A 23,530-nucleotide genomic window follows, 5' to 3' on the forward strand; every position below is an offset into this window, starting at 1 on the left:
TTTTTATGATTCTTTCGTTACAGGCGCAAATTTGGCTAACAAACGCTTAATTCCTATTGGGCTTGGGAAAGCAATATCAAGCTCTTTGTTATCTCCTTCGCCTTTTACGCTTACAACGGTTCCAACTCCCCATTTTTTATGTGAAGCTTTATCTCCGACGTTCCAATCAATATCTCCTCCACCTGTACTCTGAAGGACTGTTCGTTTCACAGATGGACGGCGCGGCCCTGGTCTTGAGAATGGGCTTTTCTCTTTAGATTGCCCAATGCTTTCAATTAATTCACTCGGAATTTCACCAATGAATCGTGAAGCAGGATTCACATTTGTTTTCCCAAACAGCGTACGCATAATGGCATTCAGTAAGTAAAGCTCTTCTTCTGCTCTCGTAATTCCAACATATGCAAGACGGCGCTCTTCTTCCATCTCATCATCTTCAAAAAGAGAACGGCTATGCGGGAACACGCCTTCTTCCATTCCGATTAAGAATACAACAGGAAACTCAAGACCTTTTGCTGAGTGAAGCGTCATAAGGACAACTTGATCGTTTGTATCTTCTTCTTCATCATCAAGACGATCGATGTCTGCTACAAGAGCTAAGTCAGTTAAAAAGGCTACAAGACTTTTATCTTCGCTCCCTTTTTCGAATTCTTGTGTAACAGATAAAAACTCGTCAATGTTTTCAAGACGGCTTTGAGATTCAATCGTTTTCTCTGTTTTCAACATATCGCGGTAGCCGCTTCGATCTAAGATTTCTTCTACAAGTTCTGTAATGGATAAGTAGTCTTGCATATTTGTTAAATGATCAATCATCTCGCGGAATTCTAACAAACTTTTTTGCACGCGGGCGCTTACCCCAATTTGCTCTACTTCGGCAATTGCTCTAAACATAGAGATGTCTTGTGAAACAGCATAGTTTGCAATTTTATCGACAGATGTTGCTCCAACGCCACGTTTTGGTACATTTACAATACGCGTTAAGCTAATATCATCATCAGGATTCGCAATTAAACGAAGATAAGCAAGCAAATCTTTAATTTCTTTGCGATCGTAGAACTTAATACCGCCAACGATACTGTAATTAATATTGGATTTTAACAGCACTTCCTCCATCACACGAGATTGAGCATTTGTACGATAAAGAATGGCAAAGTCACTATACTTACGCTTTCCTTCATTAACAAGCTCACGGATTTTACCAGCGACAAACTGGGCTTCTTCATGTTCACTTGATGCTTGATAATGCGAGACTTTCGGGCCTTCATTATTGTCTGTCCATAAATTTTTTGGTTTGCGCCCTGTATTATGCTGAATCACTCTATTAGCCGCTTCTAAAATGTTTTTTGTTGAGCGATAGTTTTGCTCAAGCAAAATAACGTTAGCATTTGGATAATCTTGCTCAAAGGAAAGAATATTTGTAATATCCGCTCCGCGCCAGCGATAAATTGACTGATCGGAATCCCCTACAACACAGACATTTTTAAAACGTTCTCCAAGCAGTTTAACGAGCATATACTGCGCATGGTTTGTATCTTGGTACTCATCAACATGGATGTATTGAAACTTACGCTGATAAAACTCAAGCACTTCAGGCACTTGCTGAAACAGCTGAATTGTTATCATGATGAGATCATCAAAATCAAGTGCTTGGTTTTTACGCAAACGTTTTTGGTATTCTGTATAAACTTCTGCTGCTACTTCCTCTAGAAGAGAACCGCCTTTTGCCGCATATTGTTTTGGTGTTAACAGCTCATTTTTCGCTGAGCTAATTTTGCCAAGCAAACCGCGGGGGTCAAACTTTTTCGGATCTAAGTTTTTCTCTTTTAAAATTTGCTTAATCACCGAAAGCTGATCTGTTGAATCTAAAATCGTAAAGTTACGATTATAGCCAATACGATCAATATCACGTCGCAAAATACGCACACACATGGAGTGGAAGGTTGAGATCCAGATATCTTCCCCAGATCCTCCTAAAATGTTCATAATACGCTCTTTCATCTCTCGCGCTGCTTTATTTGTGAACGTAATCGCTAAAATGTTCCATGGCGCTACTTCTTTTTCAACCATAAGATACGCAATGCGGTGTGTTAAAACACGCGTCTTTCCACTTCCCGCTCCTGCCATAATTAAAAGCGCTCCGTCCGTTGTTTGGACTGCTTTTTTTTGCTCCGGGTTTAATCCTGTTAGTAATTTCTCACTTAAGTATTGCACACTTTCACCGCCCTATTGTAATTAACCTTTTACAGCACCTACCGTTTGAAGAGCTGCTTTCAAGTCTTCATAAATTACGTTGCCAACCACAACTGTATCAGCTGCATGTGCCATCTCTACTGCTTGCTCTGAGGAAGCAATGCCGCCACCGTAAAATAGCTTTGTTGTAGACAGTGCGTTTTTTACGTTTTTAACGAGTGAAACGTCACCATAAACTCCGCTATATTCTAAATAAAAAATCGGTAAACGAAACATGCGTTCTGCCATTTGGGCATACGCAATAACATCCTCTTCGTCTAATTCTGTTTTCGCCTCTGTTACGTGAGCCGCTTTACAGTCACTGTTTACTATACAATATCCTTCAACAAAGATTTCATTCCAATCCATAATCTCGCCAAACTCTTTCATTGCTTGATGATGAAGTCCTGTAATGAAATCTGTATTGGAACTGTTCAAAACCGTTGGGATAAAATAAAAATCAAACCCAGGCGTTACAGAATCAATTGAGGAAACTTCCAGTGCGCATGGAACAGTATAGCGGCGAATACGAGCTAAAAGCTGAAGGACATTATCAAGCGTTACGCCATCTGTCCCGCCTACAATAATCGCATCTGTTCCAGATTCGCAAACCTGTTCTAAATGTTCATCTGAAATGTCTTTATTTGGGTCAAGTTTAAACACATGTTTCCACCCATTTATATCATACATATTTCTGTTCCTCCAGTCTATTTTCCATCTAATCATTATAGCAGAAAAAGCCTTCATTTTTGATAGAGAATACAAACTACCGAAAGTGGAAAAATATAAAAAAGGAACATGCCCTTATCTTGTTTTGCCTGTATGAATGTGCTAAGATAAAAACAGTTTTACACTACTATATTTTAAAAAATGTTCAATCATATAAAAGTACGATGAAGGATTTATAGTATCTTATCTTCCTCTTCCACAAGCGAGCTAGGAATGGTGAAAGCCTAGTGAATGAAGTAAGAGAAACGGCAATCTGGAGTACATCTTTCCAAAGAGGATGCTAACATTAGCATCAATCAGGGTGGAACCGCGGGAGTCAAACTCTCGTCCCTGAGCTTATATAAGCTCAGGGACGAGAGTTTTTTTATGGATTGAACCTTAATTATAAGGAGGAACAAACATGGCTGTAACTATGGATCAGCTCGTTTCACACGGTAAACATCGTGGCTTTATCTTTCAAGGATCTGAAATTTACGGAGGTCTTGCAAACACTTGGGATTATGGCCCATTAGGTGTTGAGCTTAAAAACAACGTAAAACGTGCATGGTGGAAAAAATTCGTTCAACAATCTCCGTACAATGTTGGACTTGATGCTGCTATCTTAATGAACCCAAAAACATGGGAAGCATCAGGCCACCTTGGCAACTTCAACGACCCTATGATTGACTGTAAAGATTGTAAATCTCGTCATCGTGCTGATAAGCTTATCGAACAAAAGCTTGAAGAAGAAGGAAACGAAATGGTTGTAGACGGTCTTCCATTCTCTGAAATGGAACGTTTAATTAAAGACCATAACATCGTTTGCCCTGACTGTGGTTCAAGCAACTTTACAGAAATTCGTCAGTTCAACTTAATGTTCAAAACACACCAAGGTGTGACAGAATCATCAACAAATGAAATTCACCTTCGCCCTGAAACAGCACAAGGAATTTTCGTAAACTTTAAAAATGTTCAACGTTCAATGCGTAAAAAGCTTCCATTCGGAATTGCGCAAATCGGAAAAAGCTTCCGTAATGAAATTACACCAGGAAACTTCACATTCCGTACGCGTGAGTTTGAACAAATGGAACTTGAATTCTTCTGCAAACCTGGTGAAGAATTAGAATGGTTTGACTACTGGAAAGAACAGTGTCACACATGGCTAAAAGCTCTAAACTTAACAGATGAAAACATCCGTCTTCGCGATCACTCTGACGATGAGCTTTCACACTATAGTAATGCAACAACGGACTTTGAATATAAATTCCCATTCGGCTGGGGCGAACTATGGGGCGTTGCTTCTCGTACAGACTATGATTTAAAACAACATGCAGAGCACTCTGGTGAAGATTTCCAATATATTGACCAAGAAACAAATGAACGCTACATCCCTTACTGCATTGAGCCATCTCTTGGTGCTGATCGTGTAACACTTGCATTCTTAGTTGATGCATACCAAGAAGAAGAACTTGAAGATGGATCAAGCCGTACAGTGATGCGTTTCCATCCTGCTCTTGCACCATATAAAGCAGCAATTTTCCCACTTTCTAAAAAGCTTTCTAAAGAAGCACAAGAAGTGTTTGCAGATCTAGCTGAAGACTTTATGGTCGACTATGATGAAGCAGGTTCAATTGGTAAACGTTACCGTCGTCATGATGAAATTGGTACACCATTCTGCATCACATATGACTTTGATTCTGTAGAAGACAAACAAGTAACAGTTCGTGACCGTGATACAATGGAGCAACATCGTATGCCAATTAGCGAACTTAAATCATTCTTAGCTGAAAAAGTTAAATTTTAATATAAAAAAGCTGGAGACATTGCATCTCCAGCTTTTTTATTCTTCCTCTTTATCAACTCTGTCTAACACCATTTGATAAGCGTCACTTCCATAATTTAAACAACGCTTCACACGTGAAATCGTTGCTGTACTTGCTCCTGTTTCAGTTTCAATTTTATGATAGGTAAACCCTTTGCGAAGCATTCTAGCTACCTCTAGACGTTGAGCTAATGATTGAATTTCATTAATTGTGCAAAGGTCATCAAAAAATTGATAACATTCTTCAATATTTTGTAGTGAAAGAACAGCTTCACAAAGCTGATCAAGCTCTTTTCCTCTTAATTTATCAATTTGCACTGCAACAGCACTCCTTTAAGCTTAAATATCAATTCTTTACCATATATCGTAAAGCTACTCTTTTGATTATTATACACACAAAACGCTTCAATGTCCTACTGCGTTAAAGTAGAATATTCCCATATACTAAATCTGTACAAAAGAAGCTGATAACTTATAGAACGTTATCAGCTCATATTATCTCATAACTGTCGGAAAAAGAATATTTTTATTCATCACATCGTAAAGTCCTCTTGGTGTAAGACGGATGTATGGTAGATGTGTTGATGATAAGAAAAGAAGCGTATAAATAGGATCACAGTGTTCGTAGCCACGCTCTACTAAAGCTTCTCTCATCTTTTTTTCCTCTTCTTGTAGAGCGCTAAGAGGCTTCTCTGACATAAGACCATTCAGCTTAAGCGGAATTTCTGTCACGATCTCTCCATCTTCTGCAAGAACAATTCCACCACCGATTTCTTTCATTCTGTTAAATGCGGCAATCATATCAAGCTTATTTTTACCAAGAAGTACAATATCTCCAGTACTCGAAAATGAGCTTGCAAACCCGGAAACGTGAGTTGAGAATCCTTTTATAAGTGTATTGATTCGCCATTTTCCTTCACGGTCCATAAGCATAAGGAAGCTTTCATCATTTTCTGTTGAAATTTCATCACGTGATACATCAAACGTAATCGAATACGGCTTCATAATAACGGCATTTTCAAGTTTTAAACCAAGCGGCATCGAAAACTGCAAATCATCCATTGTAAGATTCCAATCAAGAGAGAGAGGCTGAAATCCATAGTCTGACCATTCAATATCTTTAAAGTTTGATGTTTGCTCTTCATCTCTTAAAATCCATTTTCCTTTAGCAAGAACAGAAACTGGGGTTGGTTCATCTTTTGCTTTTAAGAAATTAATATTCGCTACTCTACCTGTCATAATGTTACCGTGAAGATATTCAATATTATAAAAGCGAGCAACGTTTACAGTCACCATATTATAAGCATCAACAAGTGGGACACCACTCTCAATCGCAAGTTTAATTAATTTATCACTTACTCCATCTTCATAAAAGGCAGGTGGAGAACCGTCTGTTGTCATCATCATTTTATCAAAACAAGTAATGTCCATTTCCGCTAATTCTCTAACAATACGTGGCAAATCAGGTCTTATTGAAGAATAGCGAAGCGTCACCGTATAACCATGAAGAAGACGTTCATATACGTCCCTTCCTGACATTGATTCATGATCACTATCTGCACCAAGCAGCATGAGCTTTGCAAGTGTTTTTGGGGAAGCTCCAGGAAAATGCCCTTCAACTTGTTTTCGCATCCGTTTAGCTTCTTGAATCCAGTGAAGCATTAAGTCATCTCCATCAAGAAGCTTTGGCCAGCCTGTGAGCTCTCCTGCTTGTAAAACTGCATCATGTTCAAGCCATGCTTTTACATTGCCATGTGAAAAAGCAACTTCTTCATTGATAATTTCTGTTTGTGGATCTAATCGACACCACCAGTACATTGTCGATGGAATCGTTCGCATCTCTCGAAGTAAAGAAAACGCTTTCTTTTTATCAAGTTGTAAAGCAAGTAGCATATTGTCATTTACAAGTGTTGTTGTTCCACGTTCTCCCGCATACTTTGCAAAGCTGTGGGGATTATATAACTGAAAAGGGTGAACATGTGGCTCAATATAGCCTGGAACAAGGAAGTAGTCCTCACAGTTCACAACTTCTGTTTCTTTCAAATTGGAAGGTAAGGCTTCACCAACATATACAATGCGGTCACCATAAATCCATATATTAGCCTTCATCCACTTGCGAAATGTTTGATTTAAATAAGTTGCATTTTTTAATAACATAGTTGGTGCTTTTGCTCCATCAATAACAGCGACGTGTTCCCGCAACTGCTTGTTTTTCCATCGATAGCGCTGTTCAAGCATGGAAATCCCTCCAATTCATCGTTACTTTCATCGTTACTTTCATCGTTACTTTCATCGTTACTTTCATCGTATCATACCTTCTGTGCGAGAAACGTAAAGAAATTGTGAATTTTGTACAAAAACGTGAAAGGTGATAGTATATGAAACCTAATATTAGTTTAGTAAATGCTTTAATCCGTATTGCATGTGGTCTAACTTTAATCTCATGGTCCACAGCACGACTAGCTCGAAGACCACATCATAGCTCTTATCTCTTTATGACAATGATGGGTGCCCTCAAAGTAGCAGAAGGTATTACCCGTTTTTGTCCTCTTACATTACTTATGCAGAACTATACAGGTGATGAATTAGATTCTCAGGATGAAAAGAAAGAGCTTACAATGTTGAATCAATCTTAACGCGAAACATTGAGAATGTGAAGGAAAACGCTTAAATTTTCTGAAAAAGTTTCTAAATGAGGAAGATTCCTCTTTATTATCCTGTCTTTCCTTCTTTTTTCTACTAATGTGTAAGATTTTTTAACAAAAAAGCGAGAGCTCATAAAGAGTTCTCGCTTTTTATTATTTTTTAGCACTTAACGCCTTGTGACCGATATCTCGACGGTAGAAAAGTCCATTAAACGTTTCTTTTTCAAGACTTTCATAGACTGACTTCTGAGCTGCCTCTATATCTTCTCCAAGAGCCATCACAAGACTTACACGTCCGCCATCTGAAAGAAACTTCCCATCCTCTTCTTTTACTCCTGCATGAAAAACAGTGTTGTCTCCAAGATGGTGAAAACCAGGAAGTGCATGTCCTTTTTCATATGAACCTGGATATCCTTCAGAAGCGATAACAACACCAACGGCCGCTTTTTCAGACCACTGAAGTTCAACAGGCTCGTCTTTCAATAAAGCAATAATAACTTCTACAATATCTGTCTTTAAGCGTGGTAACACAACTTGTGCTTCAGGATCACCAAATCGAGCATTAAACTCAATAACTTTCACTCCTGAAGCTGTTGTCATAAGGCCACCGTACAATACTCCAGTAAAGGCGCACCCTTCTTCAACCATTGCTTTTGCAGTTGGCTCCATAACTTTTCTTACCGTTTCAGCCACAATTTCATCTGAAATTTGTGGAACAGGTGAATAGGCGCCCATTCCGCCTGTGTTTGGACCTTTATCACCGTCAAACGCACGCTTGTGGTCTTGAGCAATAACCATTGGATACACTTTCTCCTCATTAACAAAAGCTAATAGAGAAAATTCTTCTCCCTCAAGATATTCTTCAATTACAACGCTTGCGCCTTCTTGTTGGAATAATGAATCCAATGCTTCATTTGCTTCTTGAAGCGTCATCGCAACAGTAACCCCTTTGCCAGCTGCTAATCCGTCTGCTTTTACAACAATTGGCGCCCCTTGCTTCTCTACGTATGCTTTTGCATCCTGAAGTGTTGTAAATGCTTCATACTCAGCTGTTGGAATACTGTACTTTTTCATTAAATCTTTTGCGAACTGTTTGCTTCCTTCAATTTGAGCCGCTTTCTGATTTGGACCGAAAACAAGGAGGTCCTGTGCTTTGAAGTAATCGACAATTCCTTCTGTAAGAGGTGCTTCAGGCCCTACGATTGTGAGCTCTACATTTTCTTTCTTAGCGAATGCTGCAAGCTCCTCATGATTTCCCTCTTCAATTGAAACAAGCGTTGCTACATCTTTCATGCCAGCATTTCCTGGTGCCACAAATACTTCTTCTACCTTCGAACTTTGTGCAACTTTCCATGCTAAAACATGTTCACGACCGCCTCGGCCAATGATCAAAACCTTCACAGCTTTTCCTCCCTGTTGTTTCTCCGTTTTTTAATGTTTGAAATGTCTTACACCTGTAAAGACCATCGCAATTCCGTACTCATCTGCTTTTTGAATGGACTCTTCATCACGTACAGAGCCACCTGGTTGAATAATTGCAGTAATTCCTGCTTTGGCTGCTGCTTCAACCGTATCTCCCATTGGGAAAAAGGCATCTGAGCCAAGTGCAGAACCTTTTGCTTTCTCACCAGCTTGGTTAATCGCAATGTTAGCAGAACCAACACGATTCATTTGACCTGCCCCAACACCAACTGTCATTTCATCTTTTGCTAGAACAATAGCGTTTGATTTAACATGTTTTACAACTTTCCAAGCAAGCTTCAAGTTCTTCCACTCATCTTCTGTTGGCTCGCGTTTAGTAGCTACTTTTACTTCTACATCATCAAGGCTAAGTAGATCTTCATCTTGAAGAAGTAAACCACCTTTTACAGATGTAAGCTTTACACCTTGTGCATCATTTGTATTGAAATCAACTGTTAATAACCGAAGGTTTTTCTTCTGTTTTAACACTTCTAATGCGTCCTCATCAAATGAAGGGGCAATAATGATTTCAAGGAAAATTTCTTTCATTTTACGTGCTGTGTGCACATCAACTGGGCGGTTTGCCGCAATGATACCACCAAAGATTGATGTTGAATCAGCTTCATAAGCACGATCATATGCTACTTCAATGTTTTCGCCAACGCCAACACCACATGGGTTCATATGTTTAACAGCTACAACAGCCGGTTCTGTGAATTCTTGAACAATTTCAAAAGCAGCGTTAGCATCATTGATATTGTTATAAGAAAGTTCTTTTCCATGCAGCTGTGTTGCTGTTGCAATTGAAGCATTTGATGCTAGTGGTTTTTTATAGAAAGCTGCTTTTTGATGAGGATTTTCTCCGTATCGTAACCCTTGTACTTTCTCAAATGTTACCGTTAATTTTTCCGGTGCTTCTTCACCTGTACGCTTTGTTAAGTATTCAGCAATCAAAGCATCATATGAAGCTGTATGACGGAACACTTTCGCTGCAAGATATTCGTTTGTTTCAAGAGATACGTTGCCGTTTTCTTTTAGCTCTTCTACAACTTTGCTATAGTCCGTAGGATCAACAAGAACAGAAATAGATTCATAGTTTTTCGCTGCTGAACGAAGCATTGTTGGTCCACCAATATCAATATTTTCAATTGCATCTTGAAGAGTTACATTCTCTTTTGCAATTGTTTCTTGGAAAGGATATAAGTTAACAATCACAAGATCGATTGGAGTAATGTTATGCTCTTTTAATTGAGCAATGTGATTTTCATCATTACGACGAGCAAGTAAACCACCATGAACGTAAGGGTTTAACGTTTTTACACGTCCGTCTAAAATTTCTGGAAACCCTGTTACATCCGATACGCTCATAACATCAACACCATTTTCTTCTAACGTACGTTTTGTACCACCTGTTGAGATAATTTCAAAATCAAGCTCTACTAAATTTTGTGCTAGTTCTACAACGTTGTTTTTATCTGACACACTAATAAGTGCACGTTTCTTTGCCATTGTTTCTCCCCCTGATGAAGTTTCTATAATGAATTATACGATAATTTTTTATTAATTCAAAATTGACAGATGACGATGAATAACCTTTTGCAAGATTTTCGGGTATATAGCATGCTCAACTTCATGAATCCGTTTTGTAACAGCTTCAATGCTTTCTCCCTCACGAATTGAAACGCTTTGTTGAGCAATAATTGGCCCTGTATCAACACCTTCATCAACATAGTGAACAGTAACTCCTGTAACTTTCACTCCTGCTGCTACGGCTTGTTCAACCGCATCTTTTCCAGGGAATGAAGGAAGAAGTGAAGGATGAATGTTCACGATACCACCAGGAAAAGCTTCTAAAAGCGTCTCTCCTACAATACGCATATAACCTGCAAGGACTACAAGCTGTACGCGATGCTCGCGAAGCTTTATAAGAAGATCTTCTTCATATGCGGATTTTGATTCGTAGTCTTTTGCTGAAAATGAAAAAACGGGAATTCCTACTTTTTCCGCTCGAGCAATTACTTGTGCTCCAGGGCGGTCACAGACAACAAGTGAAATGTTTGCATCCAAGCGCTGATGTTTTACAGCTTCATAAATCGCTTGAAAATTGCTGCCATTTCCAGAAGCAAAAACAGCAATATTAATCATGAAAGAGCGCCTCCACCGAACTCGATACCTTCTTTATTTGTAACACGTCCGATGATGTATGCTTTCTCGTTCTCGCCTTCAACTGCTTCAATTGTCTTATGAAGGTCTTCTTCAGCAACAACTAATACAAATCCAATTCCCATATTAAATACTTCGAACATTTCACGACGATCTAAGTTACCTTTTTCCTTTAAAAACTCAAAAATAGTCGGAATCGGCCATGAACCATAATCAATTTCAGCTCCACATCCTGCTGGAAGCATACGTGGAATATTCTCAACAAATCCCCCGCCTGTTACATGAGCCATACCAAGAATATTCACATTCTCTGCTGCTTTTTTCACTGCTTTTACATAAAGCTTTGTTGGTGTTAAAAGTTCCATACCAAGAGACTTATCGAATTCCTCATATGTTGTTTGAAGATCAAGACCTGCTTCATCTACAATATGACGAACAAGTGAATAACCATTGCTATGAATTCCGCTTGATGAAATTCCAATTAAAACATTGCCAGCTTTGATGTTTTCACCTGTAATAAGTTTTGATTTTTCAACGGCTCCAACAGCAAATCCTGCAAGGTCATATTCTTCTGGATCATACATACCAGGCATTTCAGCTGTTTCTCCTCCGATGAGGGCACACTCTGATTGCTCACAGCCGTCTGCAATTCCTTTTACAATGGCTTCAATTTTTTCTGGCTCGTTTTTTCCACACGCAATATAATCTAAGAAATAAAGAGGCTCAGCTCCTTGTGTAACAATGTCATTTACACACATTGCAACAGCATCTTGACCAATTGTTTCATGGTAATTCATCGTAAACGCAAGCTTTAGCTTTGTTCCGACTCCGTCTGTTCCAGATACTAAAACAGGTTCTTTTAAATTGAGCTGAGATAAATCAAACATCGCACCAAATGATCCGATGCCACCCATTACTTCTCGACGCTCAGTACGTTTTACGTGTTTTTTCATCCGTTCAACTGCTTCGTACCCAGCATGGATATCGACCCCTGCTTCTTTATATGTGTTCGACATATAAATCCTCCTCTTTCTTTAGCACGTCACTTTTTCGTGAGGATGTGCTGTATCTGGATAAATTTCTGTTGGATATTTACCTGTGAAACATGCCATACACTGCCCACCATTTTCAAAAGGTCTACCAATTGCATTTACAAGACCTTCTTCACTTATAAAGTAAAGTGAGTCAGCACCGATAATTTCACGCATTTCTTCTATTGAATGTTTAGATGCCATAAGCTCTTCTGTTGTTGACGTATCAATTCCATAGAAACATGGATTTTTAATTGGTGGCGCACTAATACGAACATGAACTTCTGTCGCGCCTGCTTCCCGAAGCATATTTACGATACGACGACTTGTTGTTCCACGAACAATTGAGTCATCAACCATGACAACACGTTTTCCTTCTACAATTTTTCGAACAGCAGAAAGTTTCATTTTGACCCCTTGCTCACGCAGTTCTTGAGAAGGTTGGATAAATGTTCTACCAACGTATCGGTTCTTAATTAAACCAAGCTCATATGGAATTTGTGACTGTTCTGCATACCCGATAGCTGCTGAAATACTTGAATCAGGTACACCTGTTACAACGTCTGCCTCAATAGGAGCTTCTGATGCAAGCTGTTTCCCCATACTTTTACGTGCAGAGTGAACATTAATGCCGTCAATGTTGCTGTCAGGACGAGAGAAATAGATATATTCCATACTGCACATAGCACGATTTGCGTTATAAGCAAAGCGCTCTGACGTTATGCCATCATTGTTGATTACAAGAAGTTCACCAGGCTGTACATCTCGCTCATGTTTTGCTCCAACAATGTCTAGAGCACATGTTTCACTTGCAATTACATACGCATCACCTAGGAGACCAATAGAAAGCGGACGAAGACCGTGTGGATCAAGAGCAACCATTAGAGCATCTTCTGTTAAAAGAAGAAAAGCGTATGCTCCTTTTACCATTGAAAGAGCATTTTTTAGCTGATCTTTTAATGTCGAAAAACCGCTTCTTTTAATAAGATGTGCTAATACTTCTGTATCTGATGTTGTTTGAAAAATACTTCCTTGATTTTCAAGCTGATGTTTAAGAGCCGTAGCATTTACTAAGTTTCCGTTATGAGCAAGTGCCATGCTTCCAGTTTGAGAACGGAAGTGAAGAGGCTGAACGTTCTCGTAGCCTCCACCTCCTGCTGTTGCATAACGAACATGCCCAATTGCAGCGGTTCCTTTTAAATCCTTAAGCTGACCGTTTTGAAACACTTCAGAAACAAGACCTGTGTCTTTATGAATGTTCACTGTCTCTTGATCACTTACTGCAATTCCCGCTCCTTCTTGACCGCGATGCTGTAAACTGTGTAGCCCGTAGTATGTTAACTCTGCTGCTTTTTCATGACCCCAAACCCCAAACACGCCGCATTCTTCGTTTAAGCCTTTGATTTCAGCAAGCATGAGATAGCCCCTTTCCAAGCTTCTTGTAATTGTGCTGTTGTTTCATCAATAATTACGTTTCCTTGCTCATTCTTCACAACAAAACGTTGGTTATCTGTCACAGTACCAATTTTCTTCGCATTTACGATATTTTCGAATGCTTCTTGGTTTTCAGGGCTTACTGTTACAACAAAGCGAGATTGTGTTTCACTAAATAGTTCAGCTACTACATCTTCACCAACTGTCATTTCAGCACCAAGCTTCTCACTGTTCATTAATTTTTCTGCTACAGCTACTGCTAATCCACCTTCAGCAATGTCATGAGCAGACGCAACAACACCGCTTTGAATTGCTTTTAAAAGCTGTGCTTGACGTTCTTTCTCTGTCGCTAAATCTAAAGTAGGTGCTGCTCCAAAGATTTTTCCTTCAAGAAGTTTTTGAAGCTCACTTCCACCAAACTCCACATCTGCTTCTCCCATCACATAGATGAAGTCTCCTTCTTTTTTCGCACTCTGTGTTGTAATATGTTCAAGTTCATGAATCAAACCAACCATACCAACAACTGGTGTTGGATAAACTGCTTCACCATTTGTCTCGTTGTATAATGAAACGTTCCCGCCGATAACAGGAGTTGATAGTGTACGACATGCTTCACTCATTCCGTCTGCTGCTTTTTCGATTTGCCAGAAGATTTCAGGCTTCTCTGGGTTACCGAAGTTCAAGCAATCTGTAATAGCAAGTGGCTCTCCACCTGAGCAAACGATATTACGTGCAGCCTCTGCTACCGCAATTTGACCGCCAACTTCAGGATTTAAATAAAGATAGCGAGAGTTACAGTCCGTTGTCATTGCAAGAGCTTTGTTTGTTTCACGAATACGGATAACTGCAGCATCTGATCCAGGTGCAACAACTGTGTTTGTACGTACCATGTAATCATATTGACGATAAACCCATTCTTTGCTTGCCACTGTCGGCTGCTTTAAAAGGGAAAGAAGCGTTTCTTTGTAATCAGTTACACGTGGAACATAATTTTCCATTTCTTCAAACTCTTCAATATATTCAGGTTTCTTAGAAGGCTTATGGTATACTGGTGCATCTTCTGCAAGTGCATCAACAGGTACGTCTGCCACTACTTCCCCTTTATGAAGAAGACGAAGCTTTTTGTCTTCTGTTACTTTACCAATTGCAACGCCTTCAAGACCATACTTTGTGAAAAGATCAATGATCTCTTGCTCTTGGCCTTTTTTCACAACAACAAGCATGCGCTCTTGAGATTCAGAAAGCATCATTTCATATGCTGTCATTCCTGTTTCACGTTGTGGTACAAGGTCAAGGTTCATTTCAAGTCCCATACCTGCTTTACTTGCCATTTCTGCTGAAGAACTTGTAAGACCTGCAGCCCCCATATCTTGAATTCCAACAAGTGCTTCACATTGAACAAGCTCAATACAAGCTTCAAGTAATAGTTTTTCCATAAATGGATCGCCAACTTGAACTGCTGGGCGTTTCTCATCTGATGAATCGGAAAGTTCTTCAGAAGCAAACGTTGCTCCGTGAATACCGTCGCGACCTGTTTTCGCGCCAACGTACATTACTGTGTTTCCAACGCCAGATGCAACGCCTTTTTGAATATCTTTATGATCAATTAATCCAACGCACATTGCATTTACAAGTGGGTTTCCTTCATAGCAAGGATCAAACGCAATTTCTCCTCCAACGGTTGGGATACCGATACAGTTACCATATCCAGCAATCCCTGCAACTACTTCTTCAAACAAGTAGCGGACGCGCGGACTTAACAGCTCACCAAAGCGTAAAGAGTTTAAGATTGCGACAGGACGAGCTCCCATTGAGAAAACGTCACGAATAATTCCACCTACTCCTGTTGCAGCTCCTTGATAAGGCTCAATTGCTGATGGGTGGTTATGACTTTCGATTTTAAATACAACCGCTTGATCATCGCCAATATCGACAATTCCAGCTCCTTCTCCAGGACCTTGTAAGACTCTCTCACCTGTTACTGGGAATTTCTTTAGAATTGGTTTAGAATTTTTATAGCTACAATGCTCTGACCACATAACAGCGAAAAGACCTGTTTCCGTGTAGTTCGGCAAACGACCTAATAATTCTTCAACTTTTTGAAACTCCTCATCTGTTAAACCCATTTCTTGATAAATCTTTTGCGCTTTAATTTCTTCGGTACTTGGCTCAAGAAGTAATGACATGATTTTCCCTCCATTGGCGAACAATTGATTGAAAAAGTTGTAATCCATCAGCGCTACCTAAAAGCTCTGATACAGCACGTTCTGGGTGTGGCATCATTCCAAGGACATTTCCTTCCTTGTTTGTGATTCCAGCAATATCTGATACACTTCCGTTTGGATTATCTTTATAACGGAAAGCAATTTGATTATTCTCTTCAAGCTCTTCTAAAAGCTCTTCACTGCAATAGTAGTTTCCTTCACCATGTGCAACTGGAATAGTGATTTCTTGTTTTTCTTTATATGCATTTGTAAACATTGTTTTATTGTTTTCTACAACGAGCGTTAATGGCTCACAAATGAATTTCAAGTTTTCATTACGCTGCATTGCACCTGGAAGCAAACCAGATTCTAGAAGAATTTGAAATCCATTACAAACACCAAGCACTGGTTTTCCAGCTTTTGCTGCTTTTTGAACTTCTTCCATTACATTTGCAAACCTTGAAATTGCTCCACATCGTAAGTAGTCACCGTATGAGAATCCACCAGGAAGTAAGATTCCATCAAAGCGACTTAAATCTTTTTCAGTATGACGAACATATTCTACTTCTTCGCCAAGTTCATCTTTAATTGCATGATACATATCAACATCACAGTTTGACCCTGGGAATACAATTACTGCGAATTTCATACTTTTGCCACCTCTTCAATTTCGAAACGGTAGTCTTCAATAACTGTGTTAGCTAAAAGTTTTTCACACATCTCTTTCACACGTGTTTCAACGTTTTCTGTTTCTTCTACCGTAAGTTCGATAAATTTTCCGATACGTACTTCGCTTGCTTCTTTGTAACCTAAATGATGAAGAGATTGCTCAACTGCTGTTCCTTGTGGATCTAAAACACTTTCACGTAATGTAACAAATACCTTTACTTTATACATGTGATTTTCCCCCGATTCGTTTTAAAATTTCTTCATATGCATCTGTAAGACCGCCAAGATCACGACGAAATACGTCTTTATCAAGCTTTTCATTCGTATGAACATCCCAGAAACGACATGTGTCTGGTGACACTTCATCAGCTAAAATAATTGTGCCATCTTCTGTTTTTCCAAATTCCAACTTAAAATCAACAAGCGTAATGTCACGCTCAAGGAAGTATGGTAAAAGAATTTCATTTACTCGACGTGCTAAGAACTTAATGTAAGCAAGTTCATCCCAGCCTGCCGCTTTTAGGAATAGCGCATGCTCATCTGTAATAAGCGGATCTCCAAGTGCATCATCTTTATAATAAAGTTCAACAATTGGCTGCTCAGTTTTCGTGCCTTCCTCAACGCCAAGGCGTTTTGCAAGACTTCCTGCGATAACATTGCGAACCACAACTTCTAGAGGAATAATGCTTACTTTCTTTACAAGTTGCTCATAGTTTGAAAGTCTTTCAACAAAGTGTGTTGGTATATTCTCTTTATGAAGCACTTCAAATAGTAAGCTACTAATCTCGTTATTTAATACTTTTTTACCAGCGATAGATGACTTCTTCTCACCGTTAAATGCTGTTGCATCATCTTTATATTCAAGCCATAAAATATTTTCTTGATCTGTAGCATATATTTTCTTTGCTTTTCCTTCGTACAACAATTCTTGTTTTTCCATCTGTTCCTCACCTCATCTGAAGTATCAGCACTATTTTAGAAAGAAGGCGCAATGCCTTCTTTCTATGAAATTAAAGTCCTAGACGATTAAAGATCATGTCTACATTTTTCAAATGGTGCTTGTAGTCAAAGCATTCTTCAATCTGCTCTGCTGTTAAGCGACTTGTAATGCGCTCATCACTTTCAATTAGTGAGCGGAACGGAACTTGCTCTTCCCATGCTTGCATTGCTTTTGGTTGAACAAGGTCATATGCTTCCTCACGAACCATGCCTGTATCAATAAGTGTAAGAAGGACACGCTGAGAGAAAATAAGACCAAATGTTTTCTCCATGTTACGCTGCATGTTTTCTGGGAAGACTGTTAGATTTTTTACGATATTGCCAAATCTGTTTAACATGTAGTTTAAAGCAATTGTTGCATCTGGTAAGATAACGCGTTCTGCTGAAGAGTGAGAAATATCACGCTCATGCCATAAAGCAACGTTTTCGTAAGCTGTTACCATATAGCCACGAATTAAACGAGCTAAGCCTGTCATATTTTCAGAACCGATTGGGTTACGTTTATGAGGCATTGCAGATGAACCTTTTTGACCTTTTGCGAAAAACTCTTCAACTTCACGAGTTTCTGTTTTTTGTAAGCCGCGTACTTCTACTGCAAATTTTTCAATAGACGCTGCTACAAGTGCAAGTGCTGACATATAGTGAGCATGACGATCACGCTGAAGCGTTTGTGTGGAAATTGGTGCCGGTTTTAAACCAAGCTTCTCACATACAAATTTCTCAACAAATGGATCAATATTTGCGAACGTTCCAACTGCTCCAGACATTTTACCAACTGCAATGTTCTCTGCTGCATTTTTGAAACGCTCAACATTGCGCTTCATTTCTTCGTGCCAAAGAGCCATCTTTAATCCGAATGTTGTTGGCTCAGCATGAACACCATGTGTACGCCCCATCATTACTGTATATTTATGTTCTTGTGCTTTCTCTTTTAAAATGTCAACAAAACGCTCAAGGTCTCCAATTAAGATGTCGTTTGCTTGTTTTAAAAGGTAAGAAAGAGCTGTGTCCACAACGTCTGTTGATGTTAAGCCATAGTGTACCCATTTACGTTCTTCACCAAGTGTTTCTGATACGGCACGTGTGAAAGCAACAACGTCGTGACGTGTTTCTTCTTCAATCTCTTTAATACGATTGATATCAAAAGAAGCATTCTCACGCAGTTTTTTTACATCTTCCTTTGGAATAACGCCAAGCTCTGACCATGCTTCACAAGCTAAAATTTCAACTTCTAGCCATGCTTTAAAGCGATTTTCCTCTGTCCAAATTGCTCCCATTTCTTCACGTGTATAACGTTCAATCATTTTAGTTCCTCCGTTTAACTCCAAATTTTTAAGGCGTTGATTTTTTCTAGCGCCATCTCTATGTTATCAGCAATAACCGTCATATGTCCCATTTTTCGTCCATCTTTTACTTCCTTTTTTCCGTACAAATGAAGGTGGCAGTCTGAAAATTGTTCGACTTTATCAAGTGCCTTGTTCATTTCGTCTCCTAAAAGGTTTGCCATTACTGCTGGCTTTAGCAGCGAAGAATCTCCTAATGGCCAGTTACAGATAGCTCGGATATGCTGACCAAATTGTGAAACAGCACAGGCATTCATAGAATAATGGCCAGAGTTATGCGGACGAGGAGCGAGTTCATTAACAAATAGCTCTCCGTCTCTTGTTATAAACATCTCTACAGCTAGTGTGCCCACAAGATTTAAATGATTCGCGATTTTCAAAGCAATCTGGGTTGCTTTTTCTTTTGTTTCTTCACTCACGCGTGCTGGTACGATTGTTTGATATAAAATGTGATGTTTATGAATGTTTTCACCAATTGGCAAGCATGTTACATCACCATTTTCGTTACGATGAACAATGACAGACACTTCCTTTTGAAGATCGATCCAGCTTTCCAGTACGCAAGTTCCCGCATTTAGAAGCTTTACGGCTTCATCAATATCTCCTTTGCGTTCAATTAGATGTTGACCTTTCCCATCATAGCCACCTTGACATGTTTTTAAGACGCATGGATATCCGATACTTTCAACTGCCTCTTCCATTTCCTCAGCTTTTTCAATAATGCGATAAGGAGCAATTGGAAGTTCTGCTTTTGTAATTTCTTCTTTTTCGAACTGACGATTTTGTGTGATTTTGAGTAAGTGACTTCCTTGTGGTACATAAGAATGTTCCTCAAGCCACTTGACCATCTCTACATTCACATTTTCAAACTCATACGTAATGACATCTGAACATTGAGCAAGCTTTTTAATTCCTTCAAAGTCATCATAACCTGCTACAATCTTGATATCAGCTACTTGCCCACATGGAGAATCCTCAGCAGGTTCTAAAACCGCTATATTGTACCCCATTTCTTTTGCTGACATGGCCATCATTCGTCCAAGCTGGCCACCACCGATGATTCCAATTGTTTGTCCTGGTAAAATTCTATTCAAGTTCATCACTACTTTGCATCGCTTTTTGTTTTGTAGACTCACGGCGCTCATGTAAACGAGCTTCAAGCTGATCGTCCCGAGTCGCTAATATTTGGGCTGCTAACAATCCTGCATTTGTAGCCCCTGCTTTTCCAATTGCAACGGTCGCCACAGGTACACCACCTGGCATTTGTACGATAGAAAGAAGTGAGTCTAATCCTTGCAAATGACTAGAGCGAACCGGAACTCCGATAACTGGAAGTAACGTTTTAGCTGCTACCATACCTGGCAAATGTGCTGCACCCCCAGCGCCTGCAATAATTACTTCAATTCCTCGTTCTTTTGCTTCTTCTGCATATTGAAACATTAAATCAGGAGTACGATGTGCTGAAACAACTTTTTTTTCATATGCTACATGCAGTTCATCTAAAATATCACAAGCATGCTTCATCGTTTCCCAATCAGAAGTACTTCCCATAATTACAGCTACTTTTGCATTCATGTATAAGCTCTCCTTTTGAAAATAAAAATGCCTAGAGTAGTTGGAGACAAGAGAAAGTCACCACCTACTCTAGGCATTCTTCGAATACATAACCTAGTGTAAGATACTTTCTCTCATAGTCCGACAATTTACGGTCGTCGGGTAGAAACTTGTGGGCCATATCCCCACTATTATACGAGAGTTCGCTTCTTAAAATTTCTATAATCATAGTAACAGCTTAACAAACCTTATGTCAATCAAAAATCGAATATTTTATATTGTTTTTTATCTATTGTTCGTGTTTTACAGTTTCTTTCCTTCGAAAGTGATTTTTCGTTCTGTTGGAATGTACTCTTTTTTTCCGTTTACTACTTTCTCAGTGAACACTGGTTTCTCAAAGCGACGTACAGGAGTATATCCTTCCTTTTTCATACGATCAAGACAATCAGAAATCGTCTCGCCTTGTTGGACTTCAAATGTTTTCTTATTCTTACTAGCCAATATAAATCCTCCTTAGGAATTTTCATGGTTCTTATTATAAACGGAATTGAGCAAAGAAAAAACGAGAGAAATAAAATTTCTCTCGTTTTTTCTTACTTATCTAATAAAAACAGCGATACAACTTTAGCCATTTGTTCACGTGTTGCTCCATTATATGGTTTAAATTTATCACCATATCCCTCTATATACCCAAGTTCTTCAGCTGCCGCCACAGCTTTCTTCATTTCACTATCTAATGTTTTAAGATCCGTAAATTTCGTAGACGTTTCTCCTTCATAAGGTGCTCCATGTTTCACTTCATAGGCTCTCATCATCATTGTAACCATTTGAGAACGTGAAATAGGTTCCCATGGTTCAAATGTCGTATCACTTGTTCCTTTAATTAATCCCGCTTTATAAGCTGCTGTAATTTCATCTTTTGTTTCTTTATCCATTTTATCTAAATCTTTAAACGGAGATGTGCCTTCTGCTTTTAAATCAAGAGCACGTACAAGCATTGAGGCAAACTGAGCACGATTTAATGGACTAAACGGAGCAAAGACTTCAGGACTTTTCCCCTTTACAACACCTTCATTTGCTAAATATGAAACATAAGGATTTGACCAACTGTTTAAAGGAACATCTTTAAAAATAGAAGATACTTCTTGAATACGTCCTTCTGCTTTAAAATGAACAGGACTTTCTAATGAGCGTACATAATTAGATGTCGCATCAATATCAACAGGGCCTGTTTCAGGTTGATCTAGTGCATTATCTATAATAGCTTGATCTGCTCCAAACATATAGTTATTCACAACAACAGTATACTTCTCACTAGGATTGATTTTCTTGCCGTTTGGTAAGAAGATATCTACTACCTTCCCTCGCTTAGCATTATGATCATACGTGTACGTATAACGAAGACCTGAGATAGAATAATCAAGTCCATAACTTGTGATTTGACCATCTAATATTTCTCGAAGACCTGCGCCTGTTACAGTAAACTTGTTTAGGACATTCCCAAACGGTTGAATAGTGTACAATTCACCAAACGTGATATCGCCTTTATCGATTCCAGCCCGGACTCCTCCACCGTTCATAAGAGCAATATCAGCATCCATTGTCTCTCTCATACCATCTGCAATCATATTTCCAACAGGATGATCTCCAACTGGCCCAAATCCTGGATAGCGTTGAGAAGGATAATCTACAGCACTCTTGCTAATAACCTCTTCTTTTACAGGCTTCACTTTTTCATTGTACTTTTCCAAGATAGATTTTACTTTTTCATCAGGCTTGATGCCCTCTTGAGTTACCCACTCTGTTGTAGCACTCTTTTTTACAATATCACCTGTAGATGGATCTATCTCAATATCAACATCCCCGAAAGCTTGTCCATATTCAAAAGATTGCACAATGAGTTTATTATCTACAACACCATTTGTAAATTGATGATTATGACCAGCGAAAATAATATCTACCTCGTCGTCAATCTTCTTAGCAAATTCAGCTGTTTGTCCTGAGACAGCTCCATTAGCTTCTTGAATCGAAGGATTATGAGCAAGCACAACAATTGATTTTACTCCTTGTTCTTTTAATTCTTTCGCATACTTATTAATTGCTTTTACTTCATCTGTAATTTGAAGATTTTCATTTCCTTTTTTAATAACCATGCCTGGAGTTTCCGTTGTAACAACACCAATGAATCCTATTTTTGCTCCGTCCACTTCTTTTACAGCATATGGAGGAAGAATAAGTTTACCATCGCTTTTATCGTACGCATTAGCTGCTACAACGGGAAAGTTCATTCCATCATAACCTTTTGTGCCTTTCCCTTCAGGATGATCTCCCCCTTTAACCATGCGACGAAGCTCCTCAATTCCTTCATCAAATTCATGATTTCCAACCGTACCAACATCAAAGCCCATCTCTTTCATAATCTCTACAACTGGCTCGTCTTGAAATGCGCCTGAAACAAGTGGGCTTCCTCCAATAATATCACCTGCATGTACATAGAACGTGTTTTCATTATCAGCTTCATGTTCCTTCATATGAGCTGATAAGTATTCAGCTCCTCCCACAATCTCTTCTTTTTTTCCGTCCCCGTTTACATCAGCCTTTGAAGAATAGTCAATTTGCCCGTGAAGATCATTAATACTTAAAAGTTGAACTTTAATATTTTCTGTCTCAGCTTTCACATATGTTGAACTAAATGGGATAAGGTATGTACTTACTGCTAGGGCAGATAAAAGAGAATAGGTCCCTAATATTCTAAATTTCTTTAATTTCATTTCTTTTCCCCCTTATATTATATGATTTTTCACACTATTATTATATCAAGGTGAAGGAAGCTCGTTTGTAAACTTTCTGTAAAATCATCCCTTAAATACAAGATAAACAAAAAAGGCTAATCTTTTAAAGATTAGCCTTTTTCTATGGTGCCTGGCAACGTCCTACTCTCACAGGGACAAAGTCCCAACTACCATCGGCGTTCAAGAGCTTAACTTCTGTGTTCGGCATGGGAACAGGTGTGACCTCTTGGCTATGGTTACCAGACTATATAGAGTTGTTCACTCAAAACTAAATAACAAGGCAAGGAAAAACATATCCGATTATGATCAAATTCTTAGGTTAAGTCCTCGATCGATTAGTATTAGTCAGCTCCACATGTCGCCATGCTTCCACCTCTAACCTATCTACCTGATCGTCTCTCAGGGATCTTACTTCCGAAGAATGGGAAGTCTCATCTTGAGGGGGGCTTCATGCTTAGATGCTTTCAGCACTTATCCCG

At 39.0% G+C, this 23,530-nt stretch carries 20 protein-coding genes, 2 rRNA genes and 1 riboswitch; of the genes, 2 read left to right on the forward strand and 20 right to left on the reverse strand.

Annotated elements, in window-relative coordinates:
* Positions 1 to 3 precede the first annotated feature (3 nt).
* Both pcrA and pcrB read right to left on the reverse strand, forming a co-directional pair.
* Positions 4 to 2,208, reverse strand: coding sequence for a DNA helicase PcrA (pcrA, locus tag BM012_RS23835; protein ID WP_061803862.1), 2,205 nt, complete (start codon positions 2,206 to 2,208; stop codon positions 4 to 6).
* Positions 2,209 to 2,229: 21 nt separating this feature from the next.
* The gene (pcrB, locus tag BM012_RS23840) at positions 2,230 to 2,916 is read right to left on the reverse strand and encodes a heptaprenylglyceryl phosphate synthase (RefSeq protein ID WP_040060841.1); all 687 of its coding nucleotides are present in this window, start codon (positions 2,914 to 2,916) and stop codon (positions 2,230 to 2,232) included.
* Between the two features lie 439 nt (positions 2,917 to 3,355).
* Between pcrB and BM012_RS23845 the strand changes: the two genes are divergently transcribed.
* Positions 3,356 to 4,738 carry a glycine--tRNA ligase gene (locus tag BM012_RS23845; protein ID WP_019395165.1) on the forward strand — a complete coding sequence of 461 codons (1,383 nt, stop codon included), beginning with the start codon at positions 3,356 to 3,358 and terminating at the stop codon, positions 4,736 to 4,738.
* A gap of 36 nt (positions 4,739 to 4,774) precedes the next feature.
* Here the strand turns inward: BM012_RS23845 and BM012_RS23850 are convergent, their stop codons facing one another.
* Both BM012_RS23850 and BM012_RS23855 read right to left on the reverse strand, forming a co-directional pair.
* Positions 4,775 to 5,074 carry a YerC/YecD family TrpR-related protein gene (locus BM012_RS23850; protein WP_019395164.1) on the reverse strand — a complete coding sequence of 100 codons (300 nt, stop codon included), beginning with the start codon at positions 5,072 to 5,074 and terminating at the stop codon, positions 4,775 to 4,777.
* Positions 5,075 to 5,251: 177 nt separating this feature from the next.
* Positions 5,252 to 6,994 carry an adenine deaminase C-terminal domain-containing protein gene (locus BM012_RS23855; protein ID WP_061803863.1) on the reverse strand — a complete coding sequence of 581 codons (1,743 nt, stop codon included), beginning with the start codon at positions 6,992 to 6,994 and terminating at the stop codon, positions 5,252 to 5,254.
* Between the two features lie 140 nt (positions 6,995 to 7,134).
* Here BM012_RS23855 and BM012_RS23860 point away from each other — a divergent pair, with 140 nt between their 5' ends.
* Positions 7,135 to 7,392, forward strand: a complete 258-nt coding sequence (locus BM012_RS23860) for a YgaP family membrane protein (protein WP_061803864.1) — start codon at positions 7,135 to 7,137, stop codon at positions 7,390 to 7,392.
* 162 nt (positions 7,393 to 7,554) lie between these two features.
* Here the strand turns inward: BM012_RS23860 and purD are convergent, their stop codons facing one another.
* From purD to BM012_RS23940, 16 genes are all read right to left on the reverse strand, one after another.
* The gene (purD, locus tag BM012_RS23865) at positions 7,555 to 8,802 is read right to left on the reverse strand and encodes a phosphoribosylamine--glycine ligase (RefSeq protein WP_061803865.1); all 1,248 of its coding nucleotides are present in this window, start codon (positions 8,800 to 8,802) and stop codon (positions 7,555 to 7,557) included.
* Between the two features lie 30 nt (positions 8,803 to 8,832).
* A complete protein-coding gene (purH, locus tag BM012_RS23870; protein WP_061803866.1) occupies positions 8,833 to 10,371 on the reverse strand; it encodes a bifunctional phosphoribosylaminoimidazolecarboxamide formyltransferase/IMP cyclohydrolase in 1,539 nt (512 codons plus the stop codon).
* Positions 10,372 to 10,422: 51 nt separating this feature from the next.
* A complete protein-coding gene (gene purN, locus BM012_RS23875; RefSeq protein ID WP_040060850.1) occupies positions 10,423 to 11,007 on the reverse strand; it encodes a phosphoribosylglycinamide formyltransferase in 585 nt (194 codons plus the stop codon).
* On the reverse strand, positions 11,004 to 12,041 hold the full coding sequence (purM, locus tag BM012_RS23880; protein ID WP_019395159.1) for a phosphoribosylformylglycinamidine cyclo-ligase: 1,038 nt from the start codon (positions 12,039 to 12,041) through the stop codon (positions 11,004 to 11,006). Before purM ends, purN begins: the two co-directional genes overlap by 4 nt.
* Positions 12,042 to 12,059: 18 nt before the next feature.
* Positions 12,060 to 13,472: an amidophosphoribosyltransferase gene (purF, locus tag BM012_RS23885; protein ID WP_061803867.1), complete on the reverse strand. Its 1,413-nt coding sequence runs from the start codon at positions 13,470 to 13,472 to the stop codon at positions 12,060 to 12,062.
* On the reverse strand, positions 13,448 to 15,676 hold the full coding sequence (gene purL, locus BM012_RS23890; RefSeq protein WP_061803868.1) for a phosphoribosylformylglycinamidine synthase subunit PurL: 2,229 nt from the start codon (positions 15,674 to 15,676) through the stop codon (positions 13,448 to 13,450). The genes purF and purL overlap by 25 nt, the downstream gene beginning before the upstream one ends.
* Entirely contained in the window at positions 15,660 to 16,343 is a 684-nt protein-coding gene (gene purQ / locus BM012_RS23895) for a phosphoribosylformylglycinamidine synthase subunit PurQ (protein ID WP_019395156.1), read from the reverse strand. Before purQ ends, purL begins: the two co-directional genes overlap by 17 nt.
* Complete coding sequence (gene purS, locus BM012_RS23900; RefSeq protein ID WP_061803869.1) at positions 16,340 to 16,591, reverse strand: phosphoribosylformylglycinamidine synthase subunit PurS; 252 nt, start codon at positions 16,589 to 16,591, stop codon at positions 16,340 to 16,342. The genes purQ and purS overlap by 4 nt, the downstream gene beginning before the upstream one ends.
* Positions 16,584 to 17,303: a phosphoribosylaminoimidazolesuccinocarboxamide synthase gene (purC, locus tag BM012_RS23905; RefSeq protein ID WP_061803870.1), complete on the reverse strand. Its 720-nt coding sequence runs from the start codon at positions 17,301 to 17,303 to the stop codon at positions 16,584 to 16,586. Before purC ends, purS begins: the two co-directional genes overlap by 8 nt.
* A gap of 70 nt (positions 17,304 to 17,373) precedes the next feature.
* Positions 17,374 to 18,666: an adenylosuccinate lyase gene (purB, locus tag BM012_RS23910; protein WP_061803871.1), complete on the reverse strand. Its 1,293-nt coding sequence runs from the start codon at positions 18,664 to 18,666 to the stop codon at positions 17,374 to 17,376.
* Positions 18,667 to 18,680: 14 nt separating this feature from the next.
* Positions 18,681 to 19,805, reverse strand: a complete 1,125-nt coding sequence (purK, locus tag BM012_RS23915; protein WP_061803872.1) for a 5-(carboxyamino)imidazole ribonucleotide synthase — start codon at positions 19,803 to 19,805, stop codon at positions 18,681 to 18,683.
* On the reverse strand, positions 19,792 to 20,280 hold the full coding sequence (gene purE, locus BM012_RS23920; RefSeq protein WP_061803873.1) for a 5-(carboxyamino)imidazole ribonucleotide mutase: 489 nt from the start codon (positions 20,278 to 20,280) through the stop codon (positions 19,792 to 19,794). Before purE ends, purK begins: the two co-directional genes overlap by 14 nt.
* A 96-nt stretch (positions 20,281 to 20,376) precedes the next feature.
* Positions 20,377 to 20,478: riboswitch (purine riboswitch) on the reverse strand.
* Positions 20,479 to 20,562: 84 nt separating this feature from the next.
* Positions 20,563 to 20,760: an NETI motif-containing protein gene (locus BM012_RS23925; protein ID WP_019395150.1), complete on the reverse strand. Its 198-nt coding sequence runs from the start codon at positions 20,758 to 20,760 to the stop codon at positions 20,563 to 20,565.
* 92 nt (positions 20,761 to 20,852) lie between these two features.
* Positions 20,853 to 23,030 (reverse strand): S-layer homology domain-containing protein, encoded by a 2,178-nt coding sequence (locus BM012_RS23930; protein ID WP_061803874.1) that lies wholly within the window; start codon positions 23,028 to 23,030, stop codon positions 20,853 to 20,855.
* A gap of 149 nt (positions 23,031 to 23,179) precedes the next feature.
* Positions 23,180 to 23,295: ribosomal RNA gene (gene rrf, locus BM012_RS23935) — 5S ribosomal RNA — on the reverse strand.
* 71 nt (positions 23,296 to 23,366) lie between these two features.
* Positions 23,367 to 23,530, reverse strand: a 23S ribosomal RNA gene (locus BM012_RS23940); the annotation flags it as partial.

The organism is Priestia endophytica DSM 13796 (genome assembly GCF_900115845.1).
Classification (GTDB): domain Bacteria; phylum Bacillota; class Bacilli; order Bacillales; family Bacillaceae_H; genus Bacillus_I; species Bacillus_I endophytica.

Coding starts and splice junctions, on each gene's coding strand:
- purK (WP_061803872.1), bottom strand. CDS start 19,805: ATGAACTTGAATAGAATTTTACCAGGACAAACAATTGGAATCATCGGT.
- BM012_RS23860 (WP_061803864.1), top strand. CDS start 7,135: ATGAAACCTAATATTAGTTTAGTAAATGCTTTAATCCGTATTGCATGT.
- purS (WP_061803869.1), bottom strand. CDS start 16,591: ATGTATAAAGTAAAGGTATTTGTTACATTACGTGAAAGTGTTTTAGAT.
- purM (WP_019395159.1), bottom strand. CDS start 12,041: ATGTCGAACACATATAAAGAAGCAGGGGTCGATATCCATGCTGGGTAC.
- purQ (WP_019395156.1), bottom strand. CDS start 16,343: ATGAAATTCGCAGTAATTGTATTCCCAGGGTCAAACTGTGATGTTGAT.
- purF (WP_061803867.1), bottom strand. CDS start 13,472: ATGCTTGCTGAAATCAAAGGCTTAAACGAAGAATGCGGCGTGTTTGGG.
- purE (WP_061803873.1), bottom strand. CDS start 20,280: ATGAATGCAAAAGTAGCTGTAATTATGGGAAGTACTTCTGATTGGGAA.
- purN (WP_040060850.1), bottom strand. CDS start 11,007: ATGATTAATATTGCTGTTTTTGCTTCTGGAAATGGCAGCAATTTTCAA.
- BM012_RS23845 (WP_019395165.1), top strand. CDS start 3,356: ATGGCTGTAACTATGGATCAGCTCGTTTCACACGGTAAACATCGTGGC.
- BM012_RS23930 (WP_061803874.1), bottom strand. CDS start 23,030: ATGAAATTAAAGAAATTTAGAATATTAGGGACCTATTCTCTTTTATCT.
- BM012_RS23855 (WP_061803863.1), bottom strand. CDS start 6,994: ATGCTTGAACAGCGCTATCGATGGAAAAACAAGCAGTTGCGGGAACAC.
- purL (WP_061803868.1), bottom strand. CDS start 15,676: ATGTCATTACTTCTTGAGCCAAGTACCGAAGAAATTAAAGCGCAAAAG.
- purB (WP_061803871.1), bottom strand. CDS start 18,666: ATGATTGAACGTTATACACGTGAAGAAATGGGAGCAATTTGGACAGAG.
- purC (WP_061803870.1), bottom strand. CDS start 17,303: ATGGAAAAACAAGAATTGTTGTACGAAGGAAAAGCAAAGAAAATATAT.
- pcrB (WP_040060841.1), bottom strand. CDS start 2,916: ATGTATGATATAAATGGGTGGAAACATGTGTTTAAACTTGACCCAAAT.
- purH (WP_061803866.1), bottom strand. CDS start 10,371: ATGGCAAAGAAACGTGCACTTATTAGTGTGTCAGATAAAAACAACGTT.